The sequence below is a fragment of the Verrucomicrobiia bacterium genome, assembly GCA_035946615.1.
GTDB lineage: Bacteria > Verrucomicrobiota > Verrucomicrobiia > Limisphaerales > UBA8199 > DASYZB01.
The window spans coordinates 40,488-66,368 of record DASYZB010000034.1 but is presented as its reverse complement, the minus strand read 5'-3'; the positions used below and the strand labels follow the sequence as shown (position 1 = coordinate 66,368).

Here is a 25,881-nt window from a genome sequence, read left to right as displayed (position 1 = left end):
TGAAAGGTTATGAGCTGGAACGCCATGACAAAGGGGCCACCCAGAGGAGAGAATTCCTTGCCATCGGTGCTCCAACTGAAGACGGCTTCTTCCGTATCGAAGTTGCAAGCGACACGAAACCAGAAATGTGTGGCGCCGGTGGCAAGCCTGCGGTTCTTTCGATTCGTCTGATCGGACATCTGCAAGGTGGCGCCTTCAGGACTTTTCACAATGCCGATCCAGGCGTACGGCGCGTTCAAAAGGGCCAAACCTGCTGTGTCTCCAGGCTGCAGGCCTGATGCATCGACTTCTACCGTGTTGATGGACTCCGGTCCCATAGGCCGCTGCGTTAGAGTATTGCGGGCCACCCAGAAGCTGCCGGCAGGCAGCGAGTGCAGTCGAAGTACGCCGGGCCGTTCGGTGAGGGACCACTTGGAATCATCGGGGACATGATTCCACTGCCAAACGGGATTCAGCTTCGGAGAATCAAAACTGTCACTGCGCACAAACAGCGGCTTGGGATTTTGGGTGTAACCGGTGTTCGGCTTAACCCAGGTATTGGGCGCCTTGCGGAGGTTGCCGGGCAGGCCGATCAGAGGAAAATTGTTGTCCCACGTCACTGGCGCCAACGCAACCATGCGGCCAATGCTGCCGTGGTCCTGCATGAGGACGCTCCACCATTCGCCGGAAGGCGTGTCAACGATCCCGCCCTGATGCAAGGTTAAGCCCCCGCCCGAATTAGGGTCGCTGTGAGTTATCGTGAAGGTTTGGTTTGTGCCGCGACCTCCGCGGACGCTGTTCTGACTGGGCACACCCAAACATTCACTCTGAACCATGCGTTCCACCTGCCAGGGACCGCCAAGCGACTCCGCGCGGGCGACAACCTGGTCGGTGTGTTCGCCGGGAATGGCAGAGACATCGAAGTACTTGCCGTTGATCTTGTAAAGATGGTGGCCCTCGCCCATCCCCTGGGCGTTCATCTGGCGGCGGGAATTTGGGACAATCTCAGTGAGGTCCTGGTTGAGCTCAACGAGCGTGGGCCGGCCCGCGCCATAAATGGCGTAGATTTTGCCATCGTCATCGAACAGCACAGACAAATCATGCATCCTGGGAAGTTGATTACGTGTCCACGGACCTTTCGGAGACTTGGAGCGAAACAGTTGACATCCCACATCGTTGATGTTGCTGAAGATATAGAACATTCCGTTGTGATAACGGATACAGGGTGCCCAGATGCCCCGGCCATAGATGTTTCCACCCTCGAGGCGGAAAGCCGGCCCGAGATTCAGCCGGTCCATGCAGTAGCTGGCCAATTCCCAGTTCACCAGGTCCTTGGAATGCAGCACTATCAAAGCCGGGTTCATGTGCATGGTGGTGCCGGCCAGGTAATAGTCATCGCCCACGCGGATGATGTCTGGGTCGTCAAACTCTTCGTAAAAGAGCGGATTTGAATAGGTGCCGTTCCCGTTGTCTGCGGTCCAACTTTCTGCTCCGAAGGCGGTGGTTCCCGACAAACCCGACAAGCAGGCAAAGCCACACAGGAGACAAGACAGCAGCGACTTCAACATAAACCTTTTTTCACTGGCGCAGGCCCGTTCTTAACCAGGCCAGGCGCGGCATCGGCACGAACCGGCCCAACATGGGTACGCGATCCGGAAAAGCAAAGCAAAAGACTGCTGAAGACCGCAGAGTGTCATTTGGTTTTCAACTTCAGAACCGTGATGGAATACGCCGGGAGTTCGCGCGTGAAATTAGCGCCTAAATTGTCGGCTTTTTCTATGCGCGGAACTATCCTTTCAGGTTGTTCCAGCGAATTCGTGTCGTCCGGGCTGGCGGCGCTTAAAGACACCACTTCACCCTTGTCTTCCACCTTCTTGGCGCCAGTGATCTGGACGTTGATCCGCTGCGCTGTTCCAGCCTCATTCACGACCTTGAGATAAACGACCCCGCGCCGGCTGTCCCGGGTGGCGTCAAAAAAAATCTGCCGGATTTGCTGAGCCGGCGGGGTCGCGCCGCGCCGCGCTCGCGGCTCCCATTCGCGCGTCGGGATATTCTGCGAGTCGGTCGCGAGGATTTGGTCGCCGTGCAGCGTGCTGAACATCTTTTGCGCGTAATACGAGGGCGAGCCATAGGCGCTCAAGGCATCGTAGCCAATCAAATCGGAGCTCCATTGCATCGACCGGCCCTGCCCGGTCAACTGACTGACGTTGACGAAGAGCGGAGCGTAGCAGGAAATCAGCACGATGTCGGAATTGCGCTCCATGCCGGTCATCCAAGCGGCGTCGCCGAGCGCCCCGGCCATGTTTGGCGTGGGTGAGCCAACGCGCGTGGCCCATTCCCCACAAAAAATCCTCGTCTTGTTTGTGCGGGAATATTTGTCGTAGTCGAGCGCGTGCGCCTGCATTTCTTCCTGCGAACGATAATAATGCTCGTCCACCAAATCCGGCGCGCGACTGCGCACGACAGCCGGATGTTCGTAACCGACGGTCGAAATGACTTGCAGGTTTGGATACTTCGCCTTGATGGCGTCGTAAAACTGCGCGAAACGTCCTTCATAACTGCCGCTGCGGTCGAACCAGTCTTCGTTTCCGACCTCGACGTAAGTCAGCTTGAAAGGCCTAGGATGTCCATCCTTTGCCCGTTGCGCGCCCCACTTGGTTTTGCCGTCGCCGACGACATATTCGATTTCCTCCAGGGCTTCCTGGACAAAGGGTTCCAGCTCCGGACCCGGCTCAACATGCTGCCCGCGCAGGGAGTAACCCGCATAAACGGCGAGCACCGGCTCCATGCGCAAGTCTTCGCACCATTCGAGGAATTCCAGCAAACCGAAACCGTCGGTGGACCAATAGCCCCACGGGCTGCGGTGCCCGGGACGTTGCGCGACGTCGCCAATGGCTTCCTTCCAATTAAAACGTTCGGCGATGCTGTTACCTTCGAGATAATTGCCCCCGGGAAAGCGCAGGAATTTTGGCTGCATGTCCGAGAGCAGTCGCATGATGTCGGAGCGCGTGCCGTTCGGACGATTATGGTAAGTCGGCGGAAAGAGCGAGACGTTTTGGAACCAGACGGTGCCGGGCGTGGCAGCTCTGATGACAAACCGGTTATCTTTCGAGGGCTGATTGTTCCCGGTTTTCAAAGTGGCTTCGTACTTTTTCCATTCGCCGGAGATTTTAGAAACCGTGGCGCTGGAGAAAACGGTGTTGCCGTCGGCGCTTTCCAGGGAGAGAGTCAATGGGCCGGCGAACCCTTCCCCGCGCGCGTAAAACGAGGCGCGATATTTCGTGTGTGGGTGCACCGGGATTCCCCAGAAACCGCCGTTGGCGACGCCGACGGGCGAGGTTTTCGACGCCTTGGTCGCGTCCAATTTCAAGCTCAGGTTCAAAGCGGTGTTGAGAGGCTGATTGGTGTCGAGCGCGATGGCGCCGTCGCCTACCGCACTCCAGAACTGCGGGTTCTGAGCGTTTTCCTTGAACGAGCGATTGCGGAGCAACTCCCCGTAAAGCCCGCCCTCGTAGGAGAAATTGATTTCCTCGGTCATCAACCCGTAGAGTGTCGGGCTGACGGCGCCGGTGATTTTAGCAACGTCAATTTGCAGCACCGGAGTGGCAGAAACGGAGTTGCCTGTGCTGGTCTGGGGCGGCATTGGGGCAACGGTGGTGGGCGGAGGGGTTACCGCCACGGTGGTTGGCGCCGCCGCCGAATTTTCCGCACTGCCCTGGCCATCTCCCTCCGGAATGATTTCAATCGCATTGATTTGGGGGTTCTCGACTTTGGGGCTGAAGGTGATTTTGACCACACCGGTAGTGACATCGATGGGGACCGTCTCCACATAGGCCTTCAAAGGCCCGCCAGCCTTGACCCAAACATCGAAGTCTTTCACCTCGTGCCCCTGGACGTTGAAGGAGAACACACGCTCACCCGGTCCGGTAATACCTTCGAAGGTTTCTGCGAAATGGAGCTTCACCAGGTACTTCCCGTTGGGCACAGGCCAGGAAAAGGAGTCCATGCTGTAGTGTTCGGACCGGTAGATATTGGGGCTTTTGGTGTTGGCAATCTGGATGTCAGGCCTTTCGATTGTTTGGCCGCCCTCGAAGCCCTGGTCGGCCTGCCAGGTATTGCCCTCAGCATCTTTGACGGGCTGAGAGCTTCCGGCTTTGATGCGGATAACCCTTGGCGCGGGTGAGGCCGCAGCCGACTCGCTCTGGACCCGTTTGGCCACAATTTCCTCTTTGGCAAAGCTGCCGACCTCGCGCGTGAACCTGATTTCGTTGCCATCGGCCGAGAGCTTGCCGGTGTAAGCGATGCGAATCTCGTTATCCTGAAAATTGAGCATCTCGACGAATGAAATCTTGTCGCCGTCCACCTTCCCCTCTTTCAGTTCGGCTTCGCGCTTGCGGTCGCCCACTTCGGAGTTGGCCTTCCCCGTCAATTGCGTGCCGTCTTGCTTGAAAACGAAAGTATATTTCTGATTGCCAATCTGGGAGTCGAATTCGGATTTCCAGATGCCGCTGATATCGGAAGTCTTCGCGGTTGGCGCGGACGCTCTCGCAGGTGTTTGGGCGTCAGATTGCGGAACCGCCGCGGGTGGTTCGGCGGATTGCAGGGCGGCGGCTATCTGCATTGGATTATCCTGGAACACCAATTGAGCGAATTGATGAAGGCTTCGCCGCCAGGATAGCCATTCGTGAGCGGTGCCCGGAGATATGTAGTAGTCGGTATTGATCCCCGCCGCTTTGAGGGCTTCGGTGTTCGCCTTAGGGTCGCCGCCAAAGGGTCCGCGGTTGGCGCCCGGCCTGCGGTTGGCGGGATCGACTTCGCGGCTGCCGTAGCTGATGAACACCAGCTTTACCTTCTGCTTAAAGACGGCCATGTCGGCAATGTTCGTCGGAGCGATGCTGCCGCCGCTGAAAACCCCGATCTGAGAGAATTTGTCGAGGTTGGCCAAGGTGATCTGCCGGGTCTGCATGCCGCCCATCGAGAGCCCCGCCATTGCCCGGTTCCGTTGATCGGCCAGCGTGCGGTAGTTGGCATCAATGAAGGGGACCAGGTCGCTGACAAGGACTCGCTCGAAAGCGCTGAAGTCAAATCGGCGTCCGGCGCGACCGCCCACACCGCCAGATGGGGTTCCGTTCGTGGCCGCGGCACCAGAAGCATTGGTCGAAGCCGGTCTGCCCCCAAAGGAGTAGGAACTGCCGGGGACATAGCTGTTGGCCATGACAATGATGAAGGGCTTGCACTTCCCCGCGGCGATCAAATTGTCCATGATCAAACCAGCGTGACCCTGGCTGCCCCACCCGGTTTCATCTTCGCCGGCGCCATGCTGCAAATATAAAACCGGATAACGCATGGACGGGTCTTTTTCGTAATCCGGGGGCGTGTAAACGAAGCAGCGGAGAGTGGCATCGGCGCTCTTGGAATAGTATAGCGTCTGCCGCAAATCGCCGTGCGGCACGTCCTTGAGGGCATAGAAGTCCTGATCCTGCGCGGGGACTTCCAGGCCGCTGCCCCAACGGTTGCCGCCGTAGAAATACAAGCTGCCGGGGTCTGGAACCTGGGCGCCGTCAATCACGAGCTGGTAATAGTGAAAACCTTCGTCCTGTGGCCGCGTAACACCGACCCAGGCCCCATCTTCGTTCCGGGTCAGGGGGTATCTCGCACCGCCCAAAAATTCGAGCGTGACGCTCTGGGCCTGCGGCGCAATGACGCGGGCGCGGACGCGCCTTTCAGAGTTGACCTGGGGATACTGTTTGCCTAGCTGATTCAATGACGATGGCTTGAAATCTTCCACCGGGGGGCGGTCGGTTTGGGCCATAGCCGGAAAACCAGCCAAGAGAGCGAAACCTACAATTGCAGTTTTCATGGTGTTGGGTTTGTTGGCGTGCTGTGAGCGTGAGTGTTAGGGAAACTGGTCAGGGCGCATCCGGCTGGCCACCGGTGGCGATGTGAATGACGGCCTTGAAGGCGGGCTTGGGTCGGTCATCCCCGTCAAAGAGCAACGGGCGGCCTCGGGCACGCCATGAGATCGCGTCATTGACGCCCCAGAAAGTCACGAGCTTCACGGATTTGTCGTGCTTGACGAACGCCTGGAAAAGACCCGCGTAAGCGTCGGCCAGTCGCTGGTTGGCATCCTCGACCAGGCCACCCTGAGTAGTCGCCGCATTCTGGGTGACGTCCGCCCCGTTGTTGCGCTGGCCGCCCTGCGCGCTATTGACATCCAGTTCGGTGATGTGAATGGGCAACCCCAGCGCCTCCAGTTCCGTGAGCGCTTTGTCTTCCGCCTCGAAGCTCGGCGACGAAACGCTAACGTGGGTTTGTGAGCCAATGGCCATGACCGGGACATGCTGTTGCTGCAGCGACTTGATCAGGGTGATGAGTTTATGGCGTTTTGCCGAACTCTCCAGACCGTAATCGTTATACCGCAGGAGCGCATCCGGGTCGGCCTCGTGCGCGTATTGAAATGCCTTGGCGATGAAGTCTGGCCCGATGATCTGCAGCCACAGGGAATTTCGGAGAATGTTGGTGCCGCCATCGGCGACGGCTTCGTTAACGACGTCCCAGACCTTGATCTTGCCCTTGTAGCGCCCAACGACGGTGTGAATGTGGTCGCGCATCCGCTCCAGCAACTCCTCGCGGGATGCGTGCGGTCCATTAAAACCTCGCCCAAAGCCGCGCCCAAATCGGCCGCCGGGCGCATTCGACCCGGCCAGGTTCAAGATGGCCGCAGGTGACGTGGACGAAGCATTCGTCAGCCCAGGCGGCAAATGGGTACCCTCGAAAACCCAGAAGGGTGTCTGCCCGTGCCAGACCAGGGTATGTCCTACGATATACATGTGGTTGCTCATGCCGAAATCGACAAAGGCGTCGGCAGGGCCGAAATTATAGCCGTCCGCGCCTGGTCGCGGATGAATCAGGGCCCATTTGAGGTCGTTCTCCGGGGAAATCTGGTTGAATTGTTCCTGTACGAGCGCGACGTCCTTATCGACCTGTGCGGAGGTCCGCCTAACGTTATAGGCCCGAGCGGAGGAAGCCGTTGCAATCGTGCGGTTGATCGCGACGCCGACGTAGAAATGGGCTTTATAGGCTTCCTTGAGGGTGGGTGTTTCGGCAGACGGAGCCGTCGTACCCATGGCAAACAAGGCCGCCGTGAGCAACCCGATACTTGAGCTGAGGTCCAAGTTATGAGGCTTCATATGAGTGAGATTTAGATGCCAAGGAATTCATTCAGGCCCGCGGTCTGCCTTCAGCATAGACCTCGCGGACCTCAGCGTCGATCACGTTCGCGACCAGAGCGGCCACGTAACGAAAGACCTCCCGCACGCTTCGCAGGAACAGGCAAAGAAACCGCTGCTGCGCAGCAACCGGATCATCGGACTTACGCGTTGAATCCGCCGACATTGGTCAATCTCTATCAGCACTTCCGCCAAATGGCGAGTTTTTTACATTTTGTCCAGGAATCGAATCAGCTCAAGCAGCAACTGGAGGAGCTGGCGCAAGGGGCCAACCCCTTCAAAAGTCGCCCCTCGCTGCTCGGCTGTAAACCCAAACGTACTTGGCGCACCTAGCTGAACCTGCGCCAACACGCCGCGGTAGCCCCTGGGGCGAGCACCCTAGTTGTCTTAACAAGGAGAGTGTCTGAGACTTGGTTTCGCTTTTCTTTACCTATGAAAGGGATGACTTGGGAGTTTTTACGCCATCGAACGGGTAAGGCGATTTTCTCCATTCTCGTAACGGCTGCATCTGCTGGGTGTCTGGCCGCCCGGGCACAGGTCAGTACAAACGATTTTGAGGACTTGAAACGGACGGTCGAAGAATTGAGCAAAAAGGTCTCCTGCGGATTTTAACATAAGTACTGAAGCTCATCATGAAAATATGGCATCACTTTAACGCGTTATTGCTGGGCGCCCTCGTGGGCGCGCCATTCGTCGCGCGCGCTGCCGACGAATCTCTGGATGCGCAAACCAAGGCCCGCATCGAACAATTCGACAAGGGGCCGGCAACCATTAATGTCTCGAGCTACCCCGAGAGCCTGCAGGACTATTACCAGGTATTTGCTCAGAAATGTTCCCAATGCCACAAATTGAGCCGTCCTATTAATTCCGACTACGTTTTGCCGGAACAATGGTCCCAGTACATCAAACGCATGATGTACAAACCCGGCTCGAATATCGGCAGGGCCGACGCAAAAAAAATCTATGAGTTCCTTGTTTATGATTCCAATGTTCGCAAGAAGAAGGCCCTGGACGCAAAGCTCAAGACCCTGACCCCGGAGGAACGCCGGAAACAAGAAGACGCCATCAAACAAGTCACAGGCAAGTACAAATAGCCGCAGGTGCCATGGATGAGGCGCAGCAATTTGAAAGCACGCAATCATCGCGCCGCGAGTTTGTTGCCAACCTGATTCTGGCCGCGGGGACAGCTTTGGGCCTGGGGAGCCTGGCATACCGATTCCTGCAGTATTTGTATCCGGTCATACGGCCCCTCAAGTTGATCCAGGTGCTGGCAGGCAAACCCGGTGATATCCCCGCTGACGGGGTGCGGCTGGTCCACCTGCCGGAGGGTCCGGTTCTGTTGGAGAAACAGGGCAAGGAAATTCGAGCGTTATCAGCCGTGTGCACGCATCTGGGTTGCATCGTTCAATGGCACCCGGGTGTCAGGCAGTTCATCTGCCCATGTCATCATGGTATTTATGATTTCAACGGAAACGTCGTATCGGGGCCCCCGCCGCGCCCGCTGGAAAAGCTCGAAGTAAAGCTCAAGGATGACGAGGTCTTTGTAGTAATGAAATCGCTGAAGGAGGAACAAGTATGAGCCAGGCGGGGCATTGGCTTCACGAGCGGGTGCCTGTGGACCCGGAAGTCCTGCGCAAACCCCTGCGCGAGCCGCTCCCTGTTCACATGAAAGCATGGCTCTTTTGCCTCGGCGGGACCCCCTTGATGCTCTTTTGCATCCTGGCGGTTACTCGAATCCTGTTGACCTTCTATTATGTGCCATACCCTGCGCAAGCCTTCGCCAGTGTGAGCAACATCACCTTCAAAGTCCGCATGGGCTGGTTCATTCGAGGCATACACCAAGGGGCGGCCCAATTGATGATTGTCACCGTCCTGCTGCACATGATCCGGGTCTTCTTTACCCGCGCCTACCGCAAACCGAGGGAGCTCAACTGGGTCCTGGGCGTGGCCCTGTTTATGTTGACCCTAACATTTGCGTTCACGGGTTATTCGCTCGTTTACGATCAGCTCTCTTACTGGGCAACCACCATCGGCACCAACATGATTGCCGCACTGCCTCTGCTCGGTAAACCTTTGCTCTACTTGTTGCGTGGCGGACCGAATGTCAATCCCAATACATTGAGCCGCTTTTACGATTTTCACATCGGCGTGCTGCCCACCTTGATGACGTTGACCGTGGGCGCCCATCTCGTTCTCGTGCGCTTGCACAGTGTTGCGCCACTCGAAGGCGAGCCGCACCCCAAAACGTATCCGTTCTTTCCAGACCACATGTTGCGTGAGGCTATCGTTGGCCTTCTCATCCTCATTGGGCTTGTCAATTATGTGATTTTCTTTCCACCTACTGTCGGAGCCCTGGCGACTCCTGGCAATACACCGGGACATATCCGGCCCGAATGGTACTTCTTTCCCACTTATCGCTGGCTCAAGCTCACGACCCTCACGGTCGGCATTTGGGGCAGCATTGTTTATGTGCTTGGTTTATTTTTCTGGCCCTTTATTGATGCCGCCCTTGAAAAAATTGCGCCCCGCAAACATCTCTGGCTGATTGTCGGGACCGCATTTTTTTTAATGACCATTGTTTTCATGCTTTGGGAGGCGATTGTAGGCTGAACCCTCATGAGCGTTACCGCGCAAAAATATCTCGTCGGCTTTCTGGGCCTGATTCTGACCGGCTCGGTCATCGCCACCGGCTACCTCGACACCCAACGCCGAAAAAAGGAAAACGCGCAGCAGACGAGCGCTTCCGCCGCCGCTCCCGCCAAGCCGCTCAGTCCTGAATTGGAACGCGGCCTCAAGGTTTACAACGAGTTCAGTTGCCAGGCTTGTCACGGACCGCAGGGCAAAGGGGGTGTGCACAACTACAATGCGCAGACTGCCCAGGAGGTCCCGGCGCTCATTCACGTGGCGGACGGTTACAAAAAGGATGAGCTGATCGCCAAAATTCAGAATGGGGTCCCCATCGAGCCAAAATTAGACCCCAATGGCCCGACTCCACCTCTCCACATGCCTGGATTCAAAGACCTCATCAACCAGCAACAAATGGAGGACTTGGTCGCCTACCTCATTAGCCTTAAGCCAAAGGGCGAAGACCTTGGCTTTTAGCAGGCGCGATTCGGGCGGCCTCGCTTCATTGCGCTTCTTGCGCGAATTGTTTTGTACGCTGCGCGGGTGAGCTTCGGATTGGATGAACAGGTTCATCAAGGCTGGCCAGTTGCTTAGTTGTTGCGACAAGATTGAATGGGGGCGCCAGACAGAGTGCAGGCAATTGTATTCTCATTTAAGGCTGCTGAGCAGCTCCTCAAGCTTCTGTCGGCGTGGAGCCAGTTGCTTCCTGACGGCCCGCTGGTTTAGCCAGCAAAGCAGCAGCGATGCCACGCCCCTTGTTTTGCGCCGCCCAAGGCAAGGAACAAGCGTTTCCAGGGCGAAAACAGCCATTGCCATGCCCGGCGTGTCCATCCTGCAAACAACGAGCTGCCTCCGCCCTCTGTCGTCAATTGCCCATGCTGCTAAAAAGTGCTCGGGGTGATCTACATTTCACGAGCACACCGGAGGGGCGAACAAACCCTCAAAATATGACGACATCAAGCTGCCCGGCTTGAGCGGATTTGATGTGCTCAAGTGGATACGCATTCAGCCGGAATTGGCCACGCTCCGCGTCGTGATACTGACCTCATCGGATGAAACGCGCGATGTAAGCGCGGCCTACCAACTCGGGGCGAATTCCTTTCTGATCAAGCCTCTCGATTTTGAGCGCTTTGTAGAATTCAGCCAGGCAATGGGCGGTTATTGGCTCTGGTCGAACGAAGTGCCTGAATCGTCCCAGGCGCCAGAGAAAAATTTGCTTTCAGAGGTCGAAATTCGGCGGAGGCCATCGCGGTTTTAACCCGGACTTCTGGTTGAGGTTTGCAAAGCCCGTTGGAAGTTAAAGCCCGCCGGTCCCCATGCTCCTCGTGCCCATAAACAGTTTCTACCGCCTTCGAAGGTCTGGGAGATGTTCAATTCGCTGGCAAAACCCACCCCGCCTCCGGGGGTCCGCATCGTGGGGCCGACTTGATCGTTTCCTCCGTGTCGATGAGGTGAAGTTGGCAGCGAAATAACCGTTGGCGCCGCCGAAGGGATTATTTCCGGCCTTGCTCACAACAAATTTCCTGCCGAGTTGCTTTTGGACGACGGGTCGCCCAAGGGTTCCAGTCCAATCCTTCGGAGAATCTCAGTGTCACTGACGGCCTTGGTTTCGGGTTGGCGCGACGCTTCGGGCGCTTGGTCCAGCCACAACCAGTAACCGCTGAGGGCTTGGGTGATTTCCGCGAACCGCTCAAAATCCAGGGGTTTCACCAGGAACGAGTTTGCTCCCAGTTGGTAGGCCCTGTTCACATCTCGGATTTCACCAGAGGATGCCAGCATCACAACGCGCAAACCGGGGAAAGGGGACTCGCGCCGAATCCATCGCAACAGTTCAAAGCCATCCATGCCTGGCATGTTTATATCCAGCAGCACCAGCGATGGCAGCGGAAATTCAGCACGGTTAGCGAAGGGGCCTGTTCCGTTTAAATAAGCGATGGCTTGTTCACCATTTCCGACCACCTGAATCGGGTTGAGAACCCCGGACTTGGTAAATGCCCGACGTATTAAAAGGGCATCATTCTCCTGGTCTTCAACCATCAAGATAAGTGCTTTGTGAGCCATGAACCTCTCTTCAGCGATAAGGCCGCACTGCCGTCCCCGCTACAAGGAATTTCCTAGGATTACGGAAACCCAAAAACGCTGGGATAAGGTCCGCAAGTCCCAGCAGCGGTAGTTTGCTGCGAGCAATTGAAGAAAGGGATTATTGAAGGCTCTATCCAGGGCCGCGGACTCCGGTTCGGCCCGCGCCTGGCTTGACGAACGGTGAGCTAATTTGACCATTTTGCAGAACTGAATAATATTGCCATACTCAGGATTGACGTTGCGGAGGGCCGACTAGAAGAACCATGTATGAACGTCCAGTATCAAGCCTTGGTCGTCGAGGATTCCATCGACGATGCGTTTTTCATTGTCCGCGAACTGCAACGGGGCGGACTTAACGTGGAGTTCGAGCGAGTCGATACGGCGGCTGGGGTTCAGGCAGCGTTAAAGAGGAAGACCTGGGACTTTATTATCTGTGACTTTGGTCTGCGGGGGATTGACGGATTAGCGGTGCTGACTCTGTATCGCCGGACGGGCTTGGACATCCCGTTCATAATGGTCTCGGGGAGACTGGGCGAGGAGCACGCCGTCGAGATGCTTAAAGCCGGGGCTCACGAATATGTGATAAAAGAGAATTTGGCTCGCCTGGTGCCAGCGGTGAACCGCGAACTGGGCGCAGCTCAGGAACGTCGAATCCGCAGCCAGACAGACGCCACGACGGCCTATCTGGCTTCGGTGGTGGAATCCTGCGATGACGCCGTCATTGGCACAATGCTGGATGGAAGGGTCTTGACTTGGAATGCCAGCGCGGAACGGCTTTTTGGTTATTCGGCTTCGGAAATGATTGGCCGCTCAGTTTCGGTTCTGATTCCTTCCTATCGCCCGGACAACCCGCATGAGACGTTGAAAAAGCTGAGCCAAGGCGAACGGTGTCAGGCTTTTGAAACGCTGCGCATTCGCAAGGATGGCTCAGTGGTGGAAGTATCGCTAACCATTTCTCCAATTAAAGATGCGAGCGGGCGCTTCATCGGGACTTCAACAGTGGCGCGTGACATCACCCGCCGCAAGCAGGAGGAGAAGGAACGGTTGAGCCTCATTCAGGATTTGACGGCGGCTCTGGCGGCCAAGCAGGACCAATTGGAGCCAACGAAGACACATCCGGAGTCGTAGACGGCGTGCGTGACTCCCCCTCGGACGAATCGATCCCCCCGATCCCATCCCCGGTTCAACTTGCCAACCTTCGCGGGTTTTGTTTTGTTGGGGGCCACCCTGGAACGTGAACAACCCGGCCACCACGACGCGTCGGAAGATTCTGGTCGTTGATGACGACCCTTTGGTCTGCGATTCCATCAAGCGGCTTCTTGAGGTTGATGGGCACATCGCGGAGACGGCGACCAGCGGCCAGGAGGCTCTGGCCTTGTTCAATAGCGGCACCTTCGATTTGGTCATCATCGATTATGCAATGCCAGACATGAAAGGCGACGAGCTGGCGCTGAGGATCAAAGCCCTGGCCCCGAACCAGCCCATTCTGATGATCACGGCCCACGTTGAGGAGTTGTTGTCCTCGGGCAATCCGCTTGCCGGTGTGGATTTGGTCGTGGGCAAGCCATTCGATTCCAAGGGCCTCCGCAAGGCGCTCTCTAATCTCATTAAATCACACAACAAATCCGCTATTTGATGAAGCTGCCAGGCAAAGATGGGTTTGAGGTCTTGTGCTCACTTCCTCCAGCGAGATTCGGGATGTGAATCGAGCCTACCAATTGGGAGCCAATTCGTTCCTAATGAAGCCATTGGACTTTGAGAATATCGAAGCGTTCACCTCTACCCTGAAATATCGGCGGCTCTGGACGACTGACTTGGCCGAAGCGGCACCGCTCGAATCAATTTGATCCGGGAGGGTTTAAGCAACTAAGGCGGGCAAGCCCGCTCGCCCACCGACCGCTTTTGTGGTCTTCGGTAAGATCACCGATGCCGCCGGGAAGCCGATGGAGGGAGCGCAAGTGCTTGCCCACTGCGGCATCGGCTCACTGTTCTGCACGGGAACGGCCGAAACCGGGGCCAATGGCGAATATCGCCTTTCCTTCGGTCCCGGCGTGCTGATAGATAGGAGCTGCCTTCGGCGTTGTGGGCCCATTTGGGGTGGGCTTCCAGGCCGCCACCATCTCCGCCCGCAAGCCTGGTTATTTCCGGCCCCGGGCGGGTTCAGGAATTGATTTCGCCAAACTTGGGCGTTCGGCGCGTTGCCGGCGCGGCCGTCTAGCCGGCGCATCGCCTGCTATGGGTTTTTCAAAAAGCGCGAGTTGTATCTCCGGCCGTTTTGTCCCTTTTTCTTTGGCACCTGCGTCCTCCTCCAGCGGCGCACACGCCGCCACGTCCAGCTCGCTCAGATTGGCAGAGAGGAGATCAGATAGTTCCCCTACGGAACGTCCGGCGCACGCCGCCACCAGAAACTCGCTGATGAGTATGATCCGTCGGTCGTTAACGGATAGCTTTAGCCCGCATCCGTTCAAACGCCGCGCCTTGGCTGCAGCGCGGTCGGTCGCCCGGCGGAGCGCTGCCCGGTCCTCCGCCTTGCCCCGGGCGTCAGTGGCCCGTTTGCGGCAGACGAGCACCACGTCTAATTGAATCGGCTCCTTGGCCTGCGATTTGGGCGTAGCCACTGACATTTCGGCCTTAAGTGGATGAGCATTCACCACCGCAAACCCAGCTCCGAGTACTGCTTCCGCCAATGACATCCAGCCCTCCGCACGCGAATGATGGTACGTGAACACCAGCAAACCGTCATTCCGCAGCACTCGATGACATTCGCGAAAAACAGCTCTCAGCTTGGTCGCAAAATCATCCGCTCTGGCATCCTGCACCTCCTCAGCATGCCGCGTCGAGGGGCGCTGCGCGCCAAATTGGGAGGGCCCCAGGCACTGCCAGGCAAAGAAGAAATCCGCCAACTCCGAATAATGCACATTGTCGAAAAACGGTGGGTCCGTCACGACCAGGTCCACGCTGCCATCCAGAAGCCCGGTTGCTGCTGAACTGCCGCAAGACAGGTAAATGGCGCGCGGGTATAGCGCATACGGTGGCCACTCAGTTTCGATGCGCCCGCTAAAGGCATTGCTGGCTCGGAACACCCGTCTGCCTTCGCTCGTGCCATTACTCGCACCGGCTATCTCAAAGGGCGCCATGCGATATTCAATCGCTCGCAGCAATCGCGACTTGAACAACGTCGAGAAGGACCCTGAACTCTTCGAGGTACCCCAGACATTCCCCTCGATCGGGACCCGTTCCGGCTTTAGAATGTGATGAGCGAACATATGCCGGACCGCGCCGGTTCCCTCACCCTTGTAAGATGCGAACATATTGTTGAACTCCAGCACGCCAGAAAACACATTCAGGAGCGCTGCGCGAACCGCTTCGTCCGCCAAACCCGCGACGGCTTCGTGCAACCAGCCCAGAGCCAGCAGTTGCCGCTCGTTGAAGAATTCCCGCCATGCGCTGTAGCCGTAATTGATAGCTTGCTTCGTGTTGTACCCCTTCTCGAGTTTAAGATTGGGGAGCAAAACCCCGGCGCGCGCCAATTCCTGCGAGGCCCGATCATACGCAGCCCTATCCTCCTCACCAATTGGCAAATATAGCTTGTCCTGCGAACTCGTCAGTACCAATTTAGCAAACAGACGGTGCGAGGGAGGATGCCCCGCGGCCCTAATCGTTTTAGCGATCGGGAAAGATTGGCGACAGGTTGGACACGTCGCGGCTGCCCCATGAGCTGGGCCGGTGTGAGGATCGAAGCGTTGGCCGCAATGAGGACATGACGCCTGGGCGTCATTCACGTTTCCCCGGAACACGCCCGCGCAGGCTGGGCAATACACCTGCACTCCCGGCTTCCGGTCCTGGTAAGCGTTCCTGGCAAAGATGTACGATGAAAACAAATCTACCGCGCAGGAACACGCGGGACAAGGCAGCGTCTTTACCCAAAAAAAATACAGTGCGTCACATTCATGTCCAGCCGCGTCGGTCGTCCGATACAGCCGCCGGATGCGTTCCCCGACCCCGCCGGAAAGCTGCCCAAATGCTGCAACTAGCGCGTCTCGGTCCATCCTGCCCAAAGCCACTCGCACCGATTCACACGCGACCGGGTTGATGTCTCGACCCAGCGCTGTGAGCCCAAGCTTGTGCGCCTCGCCAATCGTCGTCCCGCTCCCCATGAACGGGTCAAAGACAGACACCCCTGAAAAATTGTGTAACCTGTAGAAGGCATCCGACAGGCGTTCCCGCTCTGGGAGCACGCACCCGAGCAACACAGCCCGAAACACCGAGCCGAGCCGCTTCGCCCACCATTTATGGATATGATAAATCGGCCGATAGACCTCCTTCCGCCAACTCTCCATCTCTGCTAACTCCGAAACGAACTCGAATGGGAAAGCGTCCGACTCGATCAGTCTTCGCGCTGGGGGCGCCTGCTTTTCATCAACTTCACTTTTAATCATCTGCCGGTTCATTTTCACCCTCGACCGCGACCGTTGCAACGGTCAGCCGCATCGAAACGGTTTCGTCCTTTGCCCCTTTAAATCTGTACGCTCGGAAAACGTGGTCTTTACCGGCCGATAGGTTATCCACCAGTTCGGGTGTGAGGAAGTTCGTCTTTAAATTAAAAGTGTAGGCCACGATCACCTTGTTAGCCGTGCCGCACCAACCGGCCGACCTCGAAAAACCGGTCATCAACCGAAGTTCCTGAGGGCACGATTAGCGTCTGGTTGTGTGCCGCCCCACTCGTCAGCCCGAACGGCGTCGGCGCAACGTACATTTTTCTGTCGCGGATCATGATATCCCCGTAACTGCCGAACCCTTTCACACTTTTGTTCTTGTGCACGTAGGTGCGGTCTGCGTTCAGGAAGTCCCCGTGGCAGACCACCAGGTCCAGAAGCGGGTAAGTGTCGCCGTCGGGCTCCGCCGGATAGCGTCCGAATACATAATAAATCGTGCGGCCGTTGTGGTTTCCCGAAGGCACTTGGCTGTTGCAATCGTAATTGGCCTCGCGCCCTGGATATGCCAAGCCCTTGACCTCGAACCCAACCGGCGGCTCCACCAGGCGGAAATCGGGATAAGCGTTGCGACCCCCCCACCTCAAAGTTCATCGCGGTCTCGGCAATGCGAGCCTTGAACCAATTCTGAAAATGAAATTCCTTGTCCTGACGGCTCTCCCGGTGGATGAGTTTGCCGGCCCTGACTGCGTTCGCACACCGCACAAACACGTCCAGAACTGGTTGCACGCGCCTGCTTCGGTCCATCAATTCTAATTCCATTGCCGCCGGAGTTGTGCGCTATTTTTAGTCGCCGAGCGAGCATTTTCAGCGGTGCTCGTTCGGAACGGGAATGCATTCGGCATCCATGCCACCACCCAATTGGTCCCCGATATGGCTTGGCTGCAAAGCACCTACACCATCCGACTCACTCAATCACCGCCACCCGCTCATCGGTCTCGCGTCCTTGACGGGCTGCTTCCCGAGGTATAAACCGCTTGTAACAGTTCAATAGAACGCAGTGCCGCCAGGTGTCCCATCACGCCTCAACATGCCCGCCGCCGCCTCTCTCGGTTTATGAGTGAGGGCAGCTCCAACCCGGCCAAAACCGGCGTCCGGCCCAAGCGCCCGCACAGGCTTAGGCGTTACTGTGCCTGGGGTTGCGGCCTATTGGTCCTGATGCTTGTTGGAGTCATCGCCCTTGCCCTCCTGCTCTTGAACAGGGTACCCAAAACCTATCCTCCCGTTACCGACCCAATCCGCGCGCCAAATGTGAACAGCAAGCTGGGCGGCGGCCTCGATGGCTTCGCCTCGCCTTACCTGGGTCACACCGGAAGCTGGGATGGAAAAGGAGGCGGGATATTTGGAACTTCCAAGATTCCCGACCTCGAAGTCGAGCGCGCCATGGGACTGCGCTGGACCTTTATGCCGGTCCATTGGAGGGCCATGGAACCCGATGGCCCGGTAAACCTGGCCCGGGACACTCCTGCGGCCTGGCGGGCCCTGGACGCCTTTGTCATCGCCGCTCACGAACGCGGCCTCAACATCCTGATGCAAGCCCCCGTTGTCGGCGGCAATGCGGGTGGCCCGCCCAAATGGGCCTCGCGACGCGAGCCGGGCAAATCGGCCTCGGCGAACATGGAAGCTGCAGCGGACTTTGCTGCCAAACTGGCCTCCCGCTACAGCCCCCGAGGCACGCTCGCCAGGAACCAAGGCTGGACCGGCTATGGGGTGCGAGCCTGGGAATTGGACAACGAACCGGAAAGCTACCGCACAAGCTGGAAGGGCCAGGCCGGTGATTACGCGGAGTTCGTTACCAAGGCTGCCGCGCGCATCAAGCAGGTCGATCCGCAGGTCCTCATCCTGACGCCCGCCATCGCCGGTGGCGGGCACGCCTTAAAATGGGTCGCAAAGGCGCTCGACGCGCAGGGCCTGGCCGGTTCCCCCGCTTTCCGGCACAATGGAGTCCCCTACTCGATTGGGAGACCCACCGATGTGGTGAGTTTCCATTGTTACGAGGGCCTCGAAACAGCCTTCTCAAAGGATGGCTGGACGATCGAGAGGGATTTTGACGATCTCCGCTCGGTTTTCCAGAAATGGGAGAAGCAATCACCCCAATTCAGCTACGACCGCAAAGAGGAGTACTGGCAGACTGAAGGTAACTATGATTTTCTCGGCGTGCTCTCCAAAGAGCGCCGTGCCGCCTGGCGCTTCCAATTCTTCACGCGCGCCTTTGCGGCGGGCATTCGCAAGGTCATGGTCATGGACGCCTCTAAACCCGAGCAATCGGCCGTTCGCGCCTATGTTCGGGTTTTGCCCAACCCCTTTCCGATGCTCCTTGCCACCAAAGAAATCTCTATTGCACACGGTCAGGCTGTGGCTTTCATCCATGCGGATAGCACAGAGTCGAATGCGAGGCGGGTGTGGATTGTCTGGGCGCTGGCGGGCACAGGCGATGCAATCGTGGATATACCCGCACGGGCAGAGAGCGCGCAAATCGTTTTTCTGGACGGGCACAGCGAGAAGGTGGATGCAACCTCCCAAAGAATACGCCTCAAGCTCAAAGGCGACCTCAAGATGCCTCCGCCGGTTTTGGTCGTTGAGACCCCAGCCAGCCGGGGAAGATAGTTTCTCAGGGGCTAAGCCTTTGTAGGAGACGACGTAAGGAGCCTCTGGCCGCGTTTGGTTCATCCGGAAGTTGCTGATCAGAGACTCCTTGCGTCGTCTCCTACACTCAGGAATGGCGGCTCGTTGCTTCGACTCTGTCATTAGCCCCGGGATGTTCTGCAACCCGGGTCAACACCCCACTGTGCATGTCGCCCCGCGTTTGGTATCAATGACGGACCATGGAGTTTTATGAAGACACTTTTAAGGAACCGAATTACAGGGTTTTATTTTCAAGGCGTCAACGACTGGACGGCCCAGGCTCAGAGGGCGTTCGATTTCAAATGCCCGGAGCGTGTGGTCAGGTTTGTCCGCGCGGCAGGCTTGGACACGCGCGAAGTGGAACTGGTGTTTGCGTTCGAGGATGCCCGATATGACATTCGACTGCCAATGGACGAACGCTTCGGCTTAACGCCCAAGACAGAACGCCGGGTGACCTCCCCTGCCCTTTCGACGCCGCAATCGCTGCAAGCATGGCGCGCGATCGAGGCTCGGGCATGAGCGCCTGTTGACTATTAATCTTCTTTGTCGGCTTTGGCGTAAGCGCGGGTTTGAGCTTCGCGGAAATTTTGGAGGAAGAGCGTATTGTCGGCGACGGCTTTTTCGATGAGTTGCTTGAGCAGGAACAGTTCGGAGCTGTTGATGACGGCATGAACGCTGTGCTCGAAGGCCTGCATGGGAGTAAATGTTTGGAATGATTCTCCGAAGAGAATGACGGTCGCGTGGCGCCGCTGGTTCATCGGCATCGCGTGGAGCGACTGCAAAGTGAGGTTTTCCTTCACGCTGTTCGCCGCAAAGAGTTCCTCGATGATCACCACCTGGTAATGGACCTGGCTGAAGCGGATCAGAAAATCGCTGTGCGTCGCCGCGGTATGAACCTTATAACCCAGCTCGGTGAGGGCGCTTTTAGCCGCATCCAGCCATTCGGGGCTGGAGAAGGCCAGAAGTGCCGGTTTGTCTGTGGCGCTGACGAAATCGAATTTGCTAGGCATGGTTTATTTAAGTTTGAGGGTGGCAGGGATGGGTGGCGGGGCGCCGGCTCGAGTCTCCTGACCGCTCCTCATCCGGAGCGAGTTCATGTTATGGGTCGATTCGCCGCGGGATTTCTTTAGGTTATCGATGCCGCGCATGACTGGCCCGCGCTTGGTGCAGTAGAGCAAGGCGGTTTCCTCAGTAATTTTGCCCTGCTCGTATGCCTCGAGGGCTGAGAAATCGAACGTTCGCCATCCGAACGGCTGGCTGGCTTCGATAATCTCGTAAAAGCTTTTGCCTTCGCTCTCACCGAGGCGGATGGTTTCCTGCGTGCGCAGGTTCGACCCCATAATTTCGAGCATGGCGTAGCGCCCGCCGTCGGCCTTGGGCACCAATCGCTGGCTCAGCACCCAGCGCAGCGTATCCGCCAGGCGCGCCCGAATCTGTTCCTGCTCCTCGGGCTCGAACAGACCCAGGATACGATTAATCGTCTGGCCTGCGTCGATGGTGTGGAGGGTGCTCAACACCAGGTGGCCCGTTTCTGCCGCGCTCAGCGCAATTTTGACCGTCTCCCGGTCGCGCATTTCGCCCACCAGAATCACCTTGGGCGCCTGGCGCAATGCGGCCCGCAGCCCGTTCGAGAAGGTGTCAAAATCAGTCCCCAATTCACGTTGATTAAACGTGGCGCGGTCGTGGACATGGACGAACTCGACCGGGTCTTCGAGGGTAACAATATGGACGGCCTTGGTGTGGTTGATTTCGTTGAGAACCGCAGCCAGCGTGGTCGATTTGCCCGAGCCGGTCGCGCCCGTTACCAGCACCAGGCCGGTCTTCTCGCGCGGAATTTCCCGGATTATCTCGGGAAATTTGAGCCATTCCAGCGTCGGAATGACTGTGTTGAGTTTGCGCAGAACGATCGAGTAATTGTTGCGTTGCGAAAAGATGTTGATACGGAAGCGGGCCTTATCCGCGAGGGTATAAGCCGTATCGCAGGACCCGCGGCGGATGAGGTCAATCAGGTGCCATTGATTGTCGCCCACCAGATTGAGGGCCACCATTTCCGTTTGGAACGGGCTGAGCTTTTCGATCGGCGAATCCATTGTGACCGGCTTGAGTTCGCCGAAGGATTCCACTTGCAGCGGTTTATCGACGGTGAACAGCAGGTCGGAGACCTCGGGCTGCGAGTCGAGCATCGAGCCGAGGATGTAGTCCAGTTCAGGGCGGCGCATATATCAGGTTTCCTCTTCGTCCGGCGGATGAGGCAGGAACGTCCGGAATTTCTTTTTATCGATGGCTTTGTCGTAGGCCTCTTCGGGCGAAATCCGTTTCATTCGCAGGTGTTCCATGATGGCGTCGTCCAGCGGTTGATTGCCCAGCTTCTTGCCGACCTGGATCATACCCGGGATTTGGTGGGTCTTGCCCTCGCGCACCAGGTTGGCGATTGCCGTGGTGAACACCAGGATTTCCAAAGCGGCCACGCGGCCCTTTTTGTCAATCCGTTTGAAGAGGTTTTGCGCCACAACCCCCTTGAGGGCTTCCGAGAGGGTCGCGCGAATCTTGTTTTGCTGGTCTGCAGGAAACACGTCGATGATGCGGTCCACCGTTTTGGCGGCGCTGGGGGTGTGAAGTGTGCCCAGGACCAAGTGCCCTGTGCTGGCCGCCACCAGCGCCAACTCGATGGTCTCCAGGTCGCGCAGCTCGCCTACCAGGATGATGTCCGGGTCCTCACGCAGCGCCCCGCGCAATGCGGCGGCAAATGATTTGGTGTGAACGCCCGTCTCGCGGTGGTTGACCAGGCAATTCTTGCTCTCATGGACGAACTCGATGGGGTCTTCGACGGTGATGATATGGTCGCGGCGGTTCTTGTTCGCGTAATCCACCATGGCCGCCAGCGTCGTGGATTTGCCTGAGCCCGTCGGTCCGGTCACCACCACCAGCCCGCGATGCAGCATGGTGAATTTCTTTAAGACTGCAGGCAGCGGGGCGTCGAACTTCTCAAAATCCTCGAATGACAAGACTTTGCTGGGGATCTGGCGGAATACGGCAGCAATCCCGTACTTTTGGTTGAAGAAATTGGCGCGAAACCTGGATATATTGGGAATCTCGTAGCCGAAATCGACATCGCCGGTTTCTTCGAATATCTTGATTTTGTATTCGGGGGCGATTTCGTAGAGCATCTTTTTGAGCTCGTCATTCTCCAGCGCCGGGTGATCGACCCGCTGGAGTTCGCCGTTGATGCGCAGCATGGGGTTATTGCCCGAGGAAAGGTGGAGGTCGGATGCCTTTTGCTCGAACATCAAATTGAAGAATGCGTCGATCTTCGCCATATATTTTGTATAACCGGGGCTCTTATAGCTAAATCCGCACCACTCTGAGCGCTTGAACCAAGTCACTGAAAAAATTGCCGCTGAAATACGAAACCAAGGGGCAATCTCCTTTGCACGGTTTATGGAACTGGCCCTTTATTGTCCCGTTTATGGATATTATGAAAAGGAAAGAGACACCATTGGGCGCCACGGCGATTTTTTCACCAGCGTCAGCGCCGGCCCATTGTTTGGGCAATTGTTAGCCTGCCAATTCGCCGGCTGGTTCCAGGCTGGAGAGTGTCAAGGTTCCTCAACCGAGTGTCATGGGGAAAGACAACAACCCGGACCATCGCGCCAGCAAGTTCTGCAAATCATCGAGGCTGGCGCCCATTGGGGCGAGTTGGCGCGGGACATCCTGCTTTGGATGCGCCGGGAGCGTCCGGGGCTTTTCGAGCATCTCGAGTATTGGATTATCGAGCCGTCATTGGGGCGTCGGCGGCGGCAGCAGAACACCCTTTCCGAATTCAGCCCCAAAGTGATTTGGGCGGAGCATTTACTGGGAGCACCGTGCTTTTCCCTCTCCCCTTCCGAAGGGGAGAGGGGTAGCTTTATGTGTAGTCCGTCCCATCGGCAGATTAAAAATGTGGTCCATGTTAGGGGCTCCGCAATAACCGCTGCGCCGGGTTTGGCCGCCCCCTCTGGTGCGCAGCGAATCATTTTTGCCAACGAACTGCTCGATGCCCTGCCGGTGCATCGGCTGGGCTGGGATGCAGGCGCGCGAATATGGTTTGAATGGGGGGTGGCACTGGAAAAAGAGCGGTTTGTCTGGAGCCGCTTGAACGGGCCAAGTCTATCGCAGAAGGGTCCAATGCCTGAGGCGCCTGGATGCCCACGCGAACTGCTCGATGTGCTGCCAGATGGATTCGTTCTTGAGATTTGCCCCGCCGCCACTCAGTGGTGGCGCGAGGCCAGTCGCGTGGTGGCGTCCGGCAAGCTCCTCGTATTCGATTATGGACTTACCGAAGAGGGATTCTGGTTGCCTGAACGGGGCCGGGGCACCCTGCGCGCGTACCGCTGCCATCGGGCCTTTGAGGATGTTTTAGCCGAGCCTGGCGAGCAGGACATCACAGCCCATGTCAATTTCACTGGCCTCCAGGCGGCTGGCCACCTGGCCGGCTTACAAACCGAGTTCTTCGGCACACAAACTCAGTTTCTTACGCGCATTGCCGAGCGTATTTGGATTGGGGAAATGCAGTTTGGCAACTGGAAAGGCGCGCTCAATCGCCAGTTCCAAACCCTCACACACCCCGAGCATCTCGGACGCGCCTTCCGCGTGCTGGTTCAGAGCAGAGGGGAAAGCTTCAGAAAATGACGATCGAATCCTGGCCTCAGTTCTTCCACACTTGCGTTTGCAGGCTATGCGCTTAAAATGGGCTTATGCTGACACTTACACCAACCAAAGCGAGGGGGAAACTGGGCAGTTTAATTAAACGGGCGGTCCACGGCGAAGACATTGGAATCCTGGATTCTTCCTCTGGCCGGATCGTCGCGTTGCGGCCCCAGTGGAAGTGTATAGCGAAGATTACGCTTTCACCGAATACGGCATCGCAGAACCGGAAATGGAACGGATAGCGAGAAAGCTGTTGGCTAAACATGAGGCATCGATGCGCAGGATCAGAGCCGGGAAACTCAAACCCTGGAAGCCGGCGTCGGCCAAGACGTGACGATCTACCCTGAAAATGCATTCCTTCGCGCGTTCAAAAAGCTTGCGGACCTGGATCAGAAGGAGGTGGACGCGGCAATTGCCCGGCTGCCAGCAGTTGTCGGCAAGCCGCACGAACATCGCGGCGCCAGTGTGCGCCGGCTCAAACCGGGTATCTTCGAGGTGCGCGCGGGGTTGCGCTTGCGAGTGGTGTTCACACTCTCCAAGGACGTGGCGGTGTTAATAGACTGTCGAAGACCACGACCATGTCCATCCCTGGTTGAGAAACCTTAAATAACGCAGAGTCTAATTGAGCCTTATACAGGAGACGAGCATCAGCGCCACCAGGATGCCAAGGACCATCAGCATTCCGATTAGCGTGAAGGCCCTCCATTTCATAACTCTTGAGGCCCCTGTTTTCGTCCATTGCGGGCTGCGGTGGGTGCAAGGCACTTCGGTTCCGTTGTTAGCTGGATTCAATTCCATGGCATAAATCTTATGGCGCTCTGCTGGTTTTGCGAGGAAATATGCGAAGGCGCGAGTCTTCAAGGCTTCGGAGTCCCAGAGCTCATGCCGCGTTCGCTCAAGGTCCACCCCGAGATTTTTCAATACGCGGCCCGCAACACCATCCCCCTCTCGAAGCAAACCGAGGAGGATGTGTTCGGTTCCTACGTAAGCATGATTGAGGGCTTTGGCTTCTCTCACCGCCAAAGCCAGGACCTTTTTCACACGCGGGTGTAGGGAATTGCCCCTGACCACTTTTGGTCCGGTCCCTGTCCCACCTGCTTTTCCACTTCCAGCCTCGCGGTTTCGAGGTCAACGCCCAGCTTTCCAAGAACGGTCACTGCGGTGCCTTGCCCAAGCCGTATCAAGCCAAGTATCAGGTGCTCGGGGCCCACGAAGTTATGGTGGAATCGGTCGGCTTCGCGACGTGCCAGTGACAACACTTGCTGAGCTCGGGGGGTGAAGCTGCACAAATCCTCGACAACAGCGGGCTCTCTGCGTGTTTGCGGCGTCGTGAACCTTTTCCAAAATGATCTGAACCAGTTCATGGAAATGCTTGTTAAAGCTGCGGAACCTGAGGACGGCAACTCAAACCCAAAGGCTTGTCACAGCAGCGCCTCCATGAGGCAATGCAACTCTGCATCGACCTGGGCGGGATCACTCACCGTCCGGCCAATTTCGTTTTTGATGAATTCACGAAAGCGGCGGCGGAGGCGGTGAATGGCGACCTTGACGGCCCCCTCGTTTATCCGCAGGGCATCGGCTGCATCAGCTTGCGAGAGGTTCTCGGTATCGCCAGTCAGCCAGGGCTTGAGCGCCTCGAACTGGGCGGCCTTTCCAGAGGTTTGCTGTTCCTGGGCGAGGGCGGCAAGGGCGCGATCCAGCAGCGTCAGTGCCCATTTGCGATCGAATTCGCGGTCCGGGCTGGGCGCGTTACGGTCGGCCACTTGCAGGCCGAGCGACGTATCGGCCTCGGATTCGATTGGCACAAGAACCTGGCCTGCGCCGCGTTTGAGTCGGCGATCCCGGTCACGCGTGTCGGCCAGGAAATGTTTGACGGCCCCTAAGAGAAAGGAACGGAACCGGCCTCGTTGCGGATCGACCTGGTCGATGCCATGACGAGCCAGCAGGCGGGCGAAAAACTCCTGGGTGAGGTCGCGTGCGGTGTCTTCGCCCAGGGCGTTGCGGCGTACAAAGGCAAAGACTGGCGCGTAATAGGCAGCGCACAAATCGCTCAACGCCGCTTTGGCTTCCGGAGAGTCGCCTCGCGCCTCGAGGACTCGCGTCCATTGCGTCGTCACGAAGGCGGCGGGCGAGCCGGTTGGCGGGGATGGCAGTTCGGACAT

24 protein-coding genes and 1 pseudogene are annotated in these 25,881 nt (G+C 57.4%); 12 read left to right on the top strand and 13 right to left on the bottom strand.

From position 1 onward, the window contains the following. The 4 genes from VG146_05480 to VG146_05465 all read right to left on the bottom strand — a co-directional run. Positions 1-1,547, bottom strand: a 1,547-nt coding sequence (locus tag VG146_05480) for a glycoside hydrolase 43 family protein (protein HEV2391799.1), incomplete at its 3' end; no start/stop codon positions are given. Between the two features lie 125 nt (positions 1,548-1,672). Continuing rightward, the gene (locus VG146_05475; protein HEV2391798.1) at positions 1,673-5,839 is read right to left on the bottom strand and encodes an alpha-L-arabinofuranosidase C-terminal domain-containing protein; all 4,167 of its coding nucleotides are present in this window, start codon (positions 5,837-5,839) and stop codon (positions 1,673-1,675) included. A gap of 49 nt (positions 5,840-5,888) precedes the next feature. Then, a complete protein-coding gene (locus VG146_05470; protein HEV2391797.1) occupies positions 5,889-7,169 on the bottom strand; it encodes an endo-1,4-beta-xylanase in 1,281 nt (426 codons plus the stop codon). A gap of 31 nt (positions 7,170-7,200) precedes the next feature. After that, on the bottom strand, positions 7,201-7,374 hold the full coding sequence (locus VG146_05465; protein HEV2391796.1) for a hypothetical protein: 174 nt from the start codon (positions 7,372-7,374) through the stop codon (positions 7,201-7,203). A 466-nt stretch (positions 7,375-7,840) separates the two neighbouring features. On the opposite strand from VG146_05465, the gene VG146_05460 reads away from it, so the two are divergent. The 5 genes from VG146_05460 (at position 7,841) to VG146_05440 (ending at position 11,091) form a co-directional block, all read left to right on the top strand. After that, a complete protein-coding gene (locus tag VG146_05460; GenBank protein ID HEV2391795.1) occupies positions 7,841-8,302 on the top strand; it encodes a hypothetical protein in 462 nt (153 codons plus the stop codon). An 11-nt stretch (positions 8,303-8,313) separates the two neighbouring features. After that, positions 8,314-8,787 carry a Rieske 2Fe-2S domain-containing protein gene (locus VG146_05455; protein HEV2391794.1) on the top strand — a complete coding sequence of 158 codons (474 nt, stop codon included), beginning with the start codon at positions 8,314-8,316 and terminating at the stop codon, positions 8,785-8,787. Beyond that, positions 8,784-9,818 carry a cytochrome bc complex cytochrome b subunit gene (locus VG146_05450; protein ID HEV2391793.1) on the top strand — a complete coding sequence of 345 codons (1,035 nt, stop codon included), beginning with the start codon at positions 8,784-8,786 and terminating at the stop codon, positions 9,816-9,818. Before VG146_05455 ends, VG146_05450 begins: the two co-directional genes overlap by 4 nt. 6 nt (positions 9,819-9,824) lie before the next feature. Then, positions 9,825-10,310 (top strand): cytochrome c, encoded by a 486-nt coding sequence (locus tag VG146_05445; protein ID HEV2391792.1) that lies wholly within the window; start codon positions 9,825-9,827, stop codon positions 10,308-10,310. Positions 10,311-10,788: 478 nt separating this feature from the next. Further along, positions 10,789-11,091, top strand: a complete 303-nt coding sequence (locus tag VG146_05440; GenBank protein HEV2391791.1) for a response regulator — start codon at positions 10,789-10,791, stop codon at positions 11,089-11,091. 251 nt (positions 11,092-11,342) lie between these two features. Here VG146_05440 and VG146_05435 read toward each other — a convergent pair whose 3' ends face one another. Continuing rightward, entirely contained in the window at positions 11,343-11,894 is a 552-nt protein-coding gene (locus VG146_05435) for a response regulator (GenBank protein HEV2391790.1), read from the bottom strand. Between the two features lie 288 nt (positions 11,895-12,182). Here VG146_05435 and VG146_05430 point away from each other — a divergent pair, with 288 nt between their 5' ends. Together VG146_05430 and VG146_05425 are read left to right on the top strand one after the other, a co-directional pair. Continuing rightward, entirely contained in the window at positions 12,183-13,043 is an 861-nt protein-coding gene (locus tag VG146_05430; protein ID HEV2391789.1) for a PAS domain S-box protein, read from the top strand. A 106-nt stretch (positions 13,044-13,149) separates the two neighbouring features. Beyond that, on the top strand, positions 13,150-13,551 hold the full coding sequence (locus tag VG146_05425) for a response regulator (protein ID HEV2391788.1): 402 nt from the start codon (positions 13,150-13,152) through the stop codon (positions 13,549-13,551). Between the two features lie 502 nt (positions 13,552-14,053). Here the strand turns inward: VG146_05425 and VG146_05420 are convergent. The 3 genes from VG146_05420 to VG146_05410 are packed head-to-tail and all read right to left on the bottom strand — an operon-like array spanning position 14,054 to position 16,995. Continuing rightward, complete coding sequence (locus tag VG146_05420; GenBank protein HEV2391787.1) at positions 14,054-16,354, bottom strand: DNA methyltransferase; 2,301 nt, start codon at positions 16,352-16,354, stop codon at positions 14,054-14,056. After that, positions 16,347-16,532: a hypothetical protein gene (locus VG146_05415; GenBank protein ID HEV2391786.1), complete on the bottom strand. Its 186-nt coding sequence runs from the start codon at positions 16,530-16,532 to the stop codon at positions 16,347-16,349. Before VG146_05415 ends, VG146_05420 begins: the two co-directional genes overlap by 8 nt. A 10-nt stretch (positions 16,533-16,542) precedes the next feature. Beyond that, on the bottom strand, positions 16,543-16,995 hold the full coding sequence (locus VG146_05410) for a hypothetical protein (protein HEV2391785.1): 453 nt from the start codon (positions 16,993-16,995) through the stop codon (positions 16,543-16,545). Between the two features lie 46 nt (positions 16,996-17,041). On the opposite strand from VG146_05410, the gene VG146_05405 reads away from it, so the two are divergent. The 3 genes from VG146_05405 to VG146_05395 all read left to right on the top strand — a co-directional run bounded on the left by VG146_05405 (position 17,042) and on the right by VG146_05395 (position 19,552). Then, complete coding sequence (locus tag VG146_05405) at positions 17,042-17,164, top strand: hypothetical protein (protein HEV2391784.1); 123 nt, start codon at positions 17,042-17,044, stop codon at positions 17,162-17,164. A gap of 300 nt (positions 17,165-17,464) precedes the next feature. Then, a complete protein-coding gene (locus tag VG146_05400) occupies positions 17,465-19,015 on the top strand; it encodes a hypothetical protein (protein ID HEV2391783.1) in 1,551 nt (516 codons plus the stop codon). 228 nt (positions 19,016-19,243) lie between these two features. Next, positions 19,244-19,552: a hypothetical protein gene (locus VG146_05395; GenBank protein HEV2391782.1), complete on the top strand. Its 309-nt coding sequence runs from the start codon at positions 19,244-19,246 to the stop codon at positions 19,550-19,552. A 14-nt stretch (positions 19,553-19,566) separates the two neighbouring features. Here VG146_05395 and VG146_05390 read toward each other — a convergent pair whose 3' ends face one another. The 3 genes from VG146_05390 to VG146_05380 are packed head-to-tail and all read right to left on the bottom strand — an operon-like array spanning position 19,567 to position 22,350. Then, a complete protein-coding gene (locus tag VG146_05390; protein ID HEV2391781.1) occupies positions 19,567-20,043 on the bottom strand; it encodes a hypothetical protein in 477 nt (158 codons plus the stop codon). Positions 20,044-20,046: 3 nt separating this feature from the next. After that, positions 20,047-21,252 (bottom strand): PilT/PilU family type 4a pilus ATPase, encoded by a 1,206-nt coding sequence (locus tag VG146_05385; GenBank protein ID HEV2391780.1) that lies wholly within the window; start codon positions 21,250-21,252, stop codon positions 20,047-20,049. Between the two features lie 3 nt (positions 21,253-21,255). Further along, the gene (locus tag VG146_05380) at positions 21,256-22,350 is read right to left on the bottom strand and encodes a type IV pilus twitching motility protein PilT (protein HEV2391779.1); all 1,095 of its coding nucleotides are present in this window, start codon (positions 22,348-22,350) and stop codon (positions 21,256-21,258) included. Between the two features lie 52 nt (positions 22,351-22,402). On the opposite strand from VG146_05380, the gene VG146_05375 reads away from it, so the two are divergent. Next, the gene (locus VG146_05375) at positions 22,403-23,701 is read left to right on the top strand and encodes an SAM-dependent methyltransferase (GenBank protein ID HEV2391778.1); all 1,299 of its coding nucleotides are present in this window, start codon (positions 22,403-22,405) and stop codon (positions 23,699-23,701) included. A 348-nt stretch (positions 23,702-24,049) separates the two neighbouring features. After that, positions 24,050-24,325 (top strand): hypothetical protein, encoded by a 276-nt coding sequence (locus VG146_05370; protein ID HEV2391777.1) that lies wholly within the window; start codon positions 24,050-24,052, stop codon positions 24,323-24,325. A 270-nt stretch (positions 24,326-24,595) separates the two neighbouring features. On the opposite strand, the pseudogene VG146_05365 reads toward VG146_05370, so the two are convergent. Next, positions 24,596-25,008 (bottom strand): annotated as a pseudogene (locus VG146_05365) (Clp protease N-terminal domain-containing protein). 132 nt (positions 25,009-25,140) lie between these two features. Then, positions 25,141-25,881 (bottom strand): sigma-70 family RNA polymerase sigma factor, encoded by a 741-nt coding sequence (locus VG146_05360; protein ID HEV2391776.1) that lies wholly within the window; start codon positions 25,879-25,881, stop codon positions 25,141-25,143.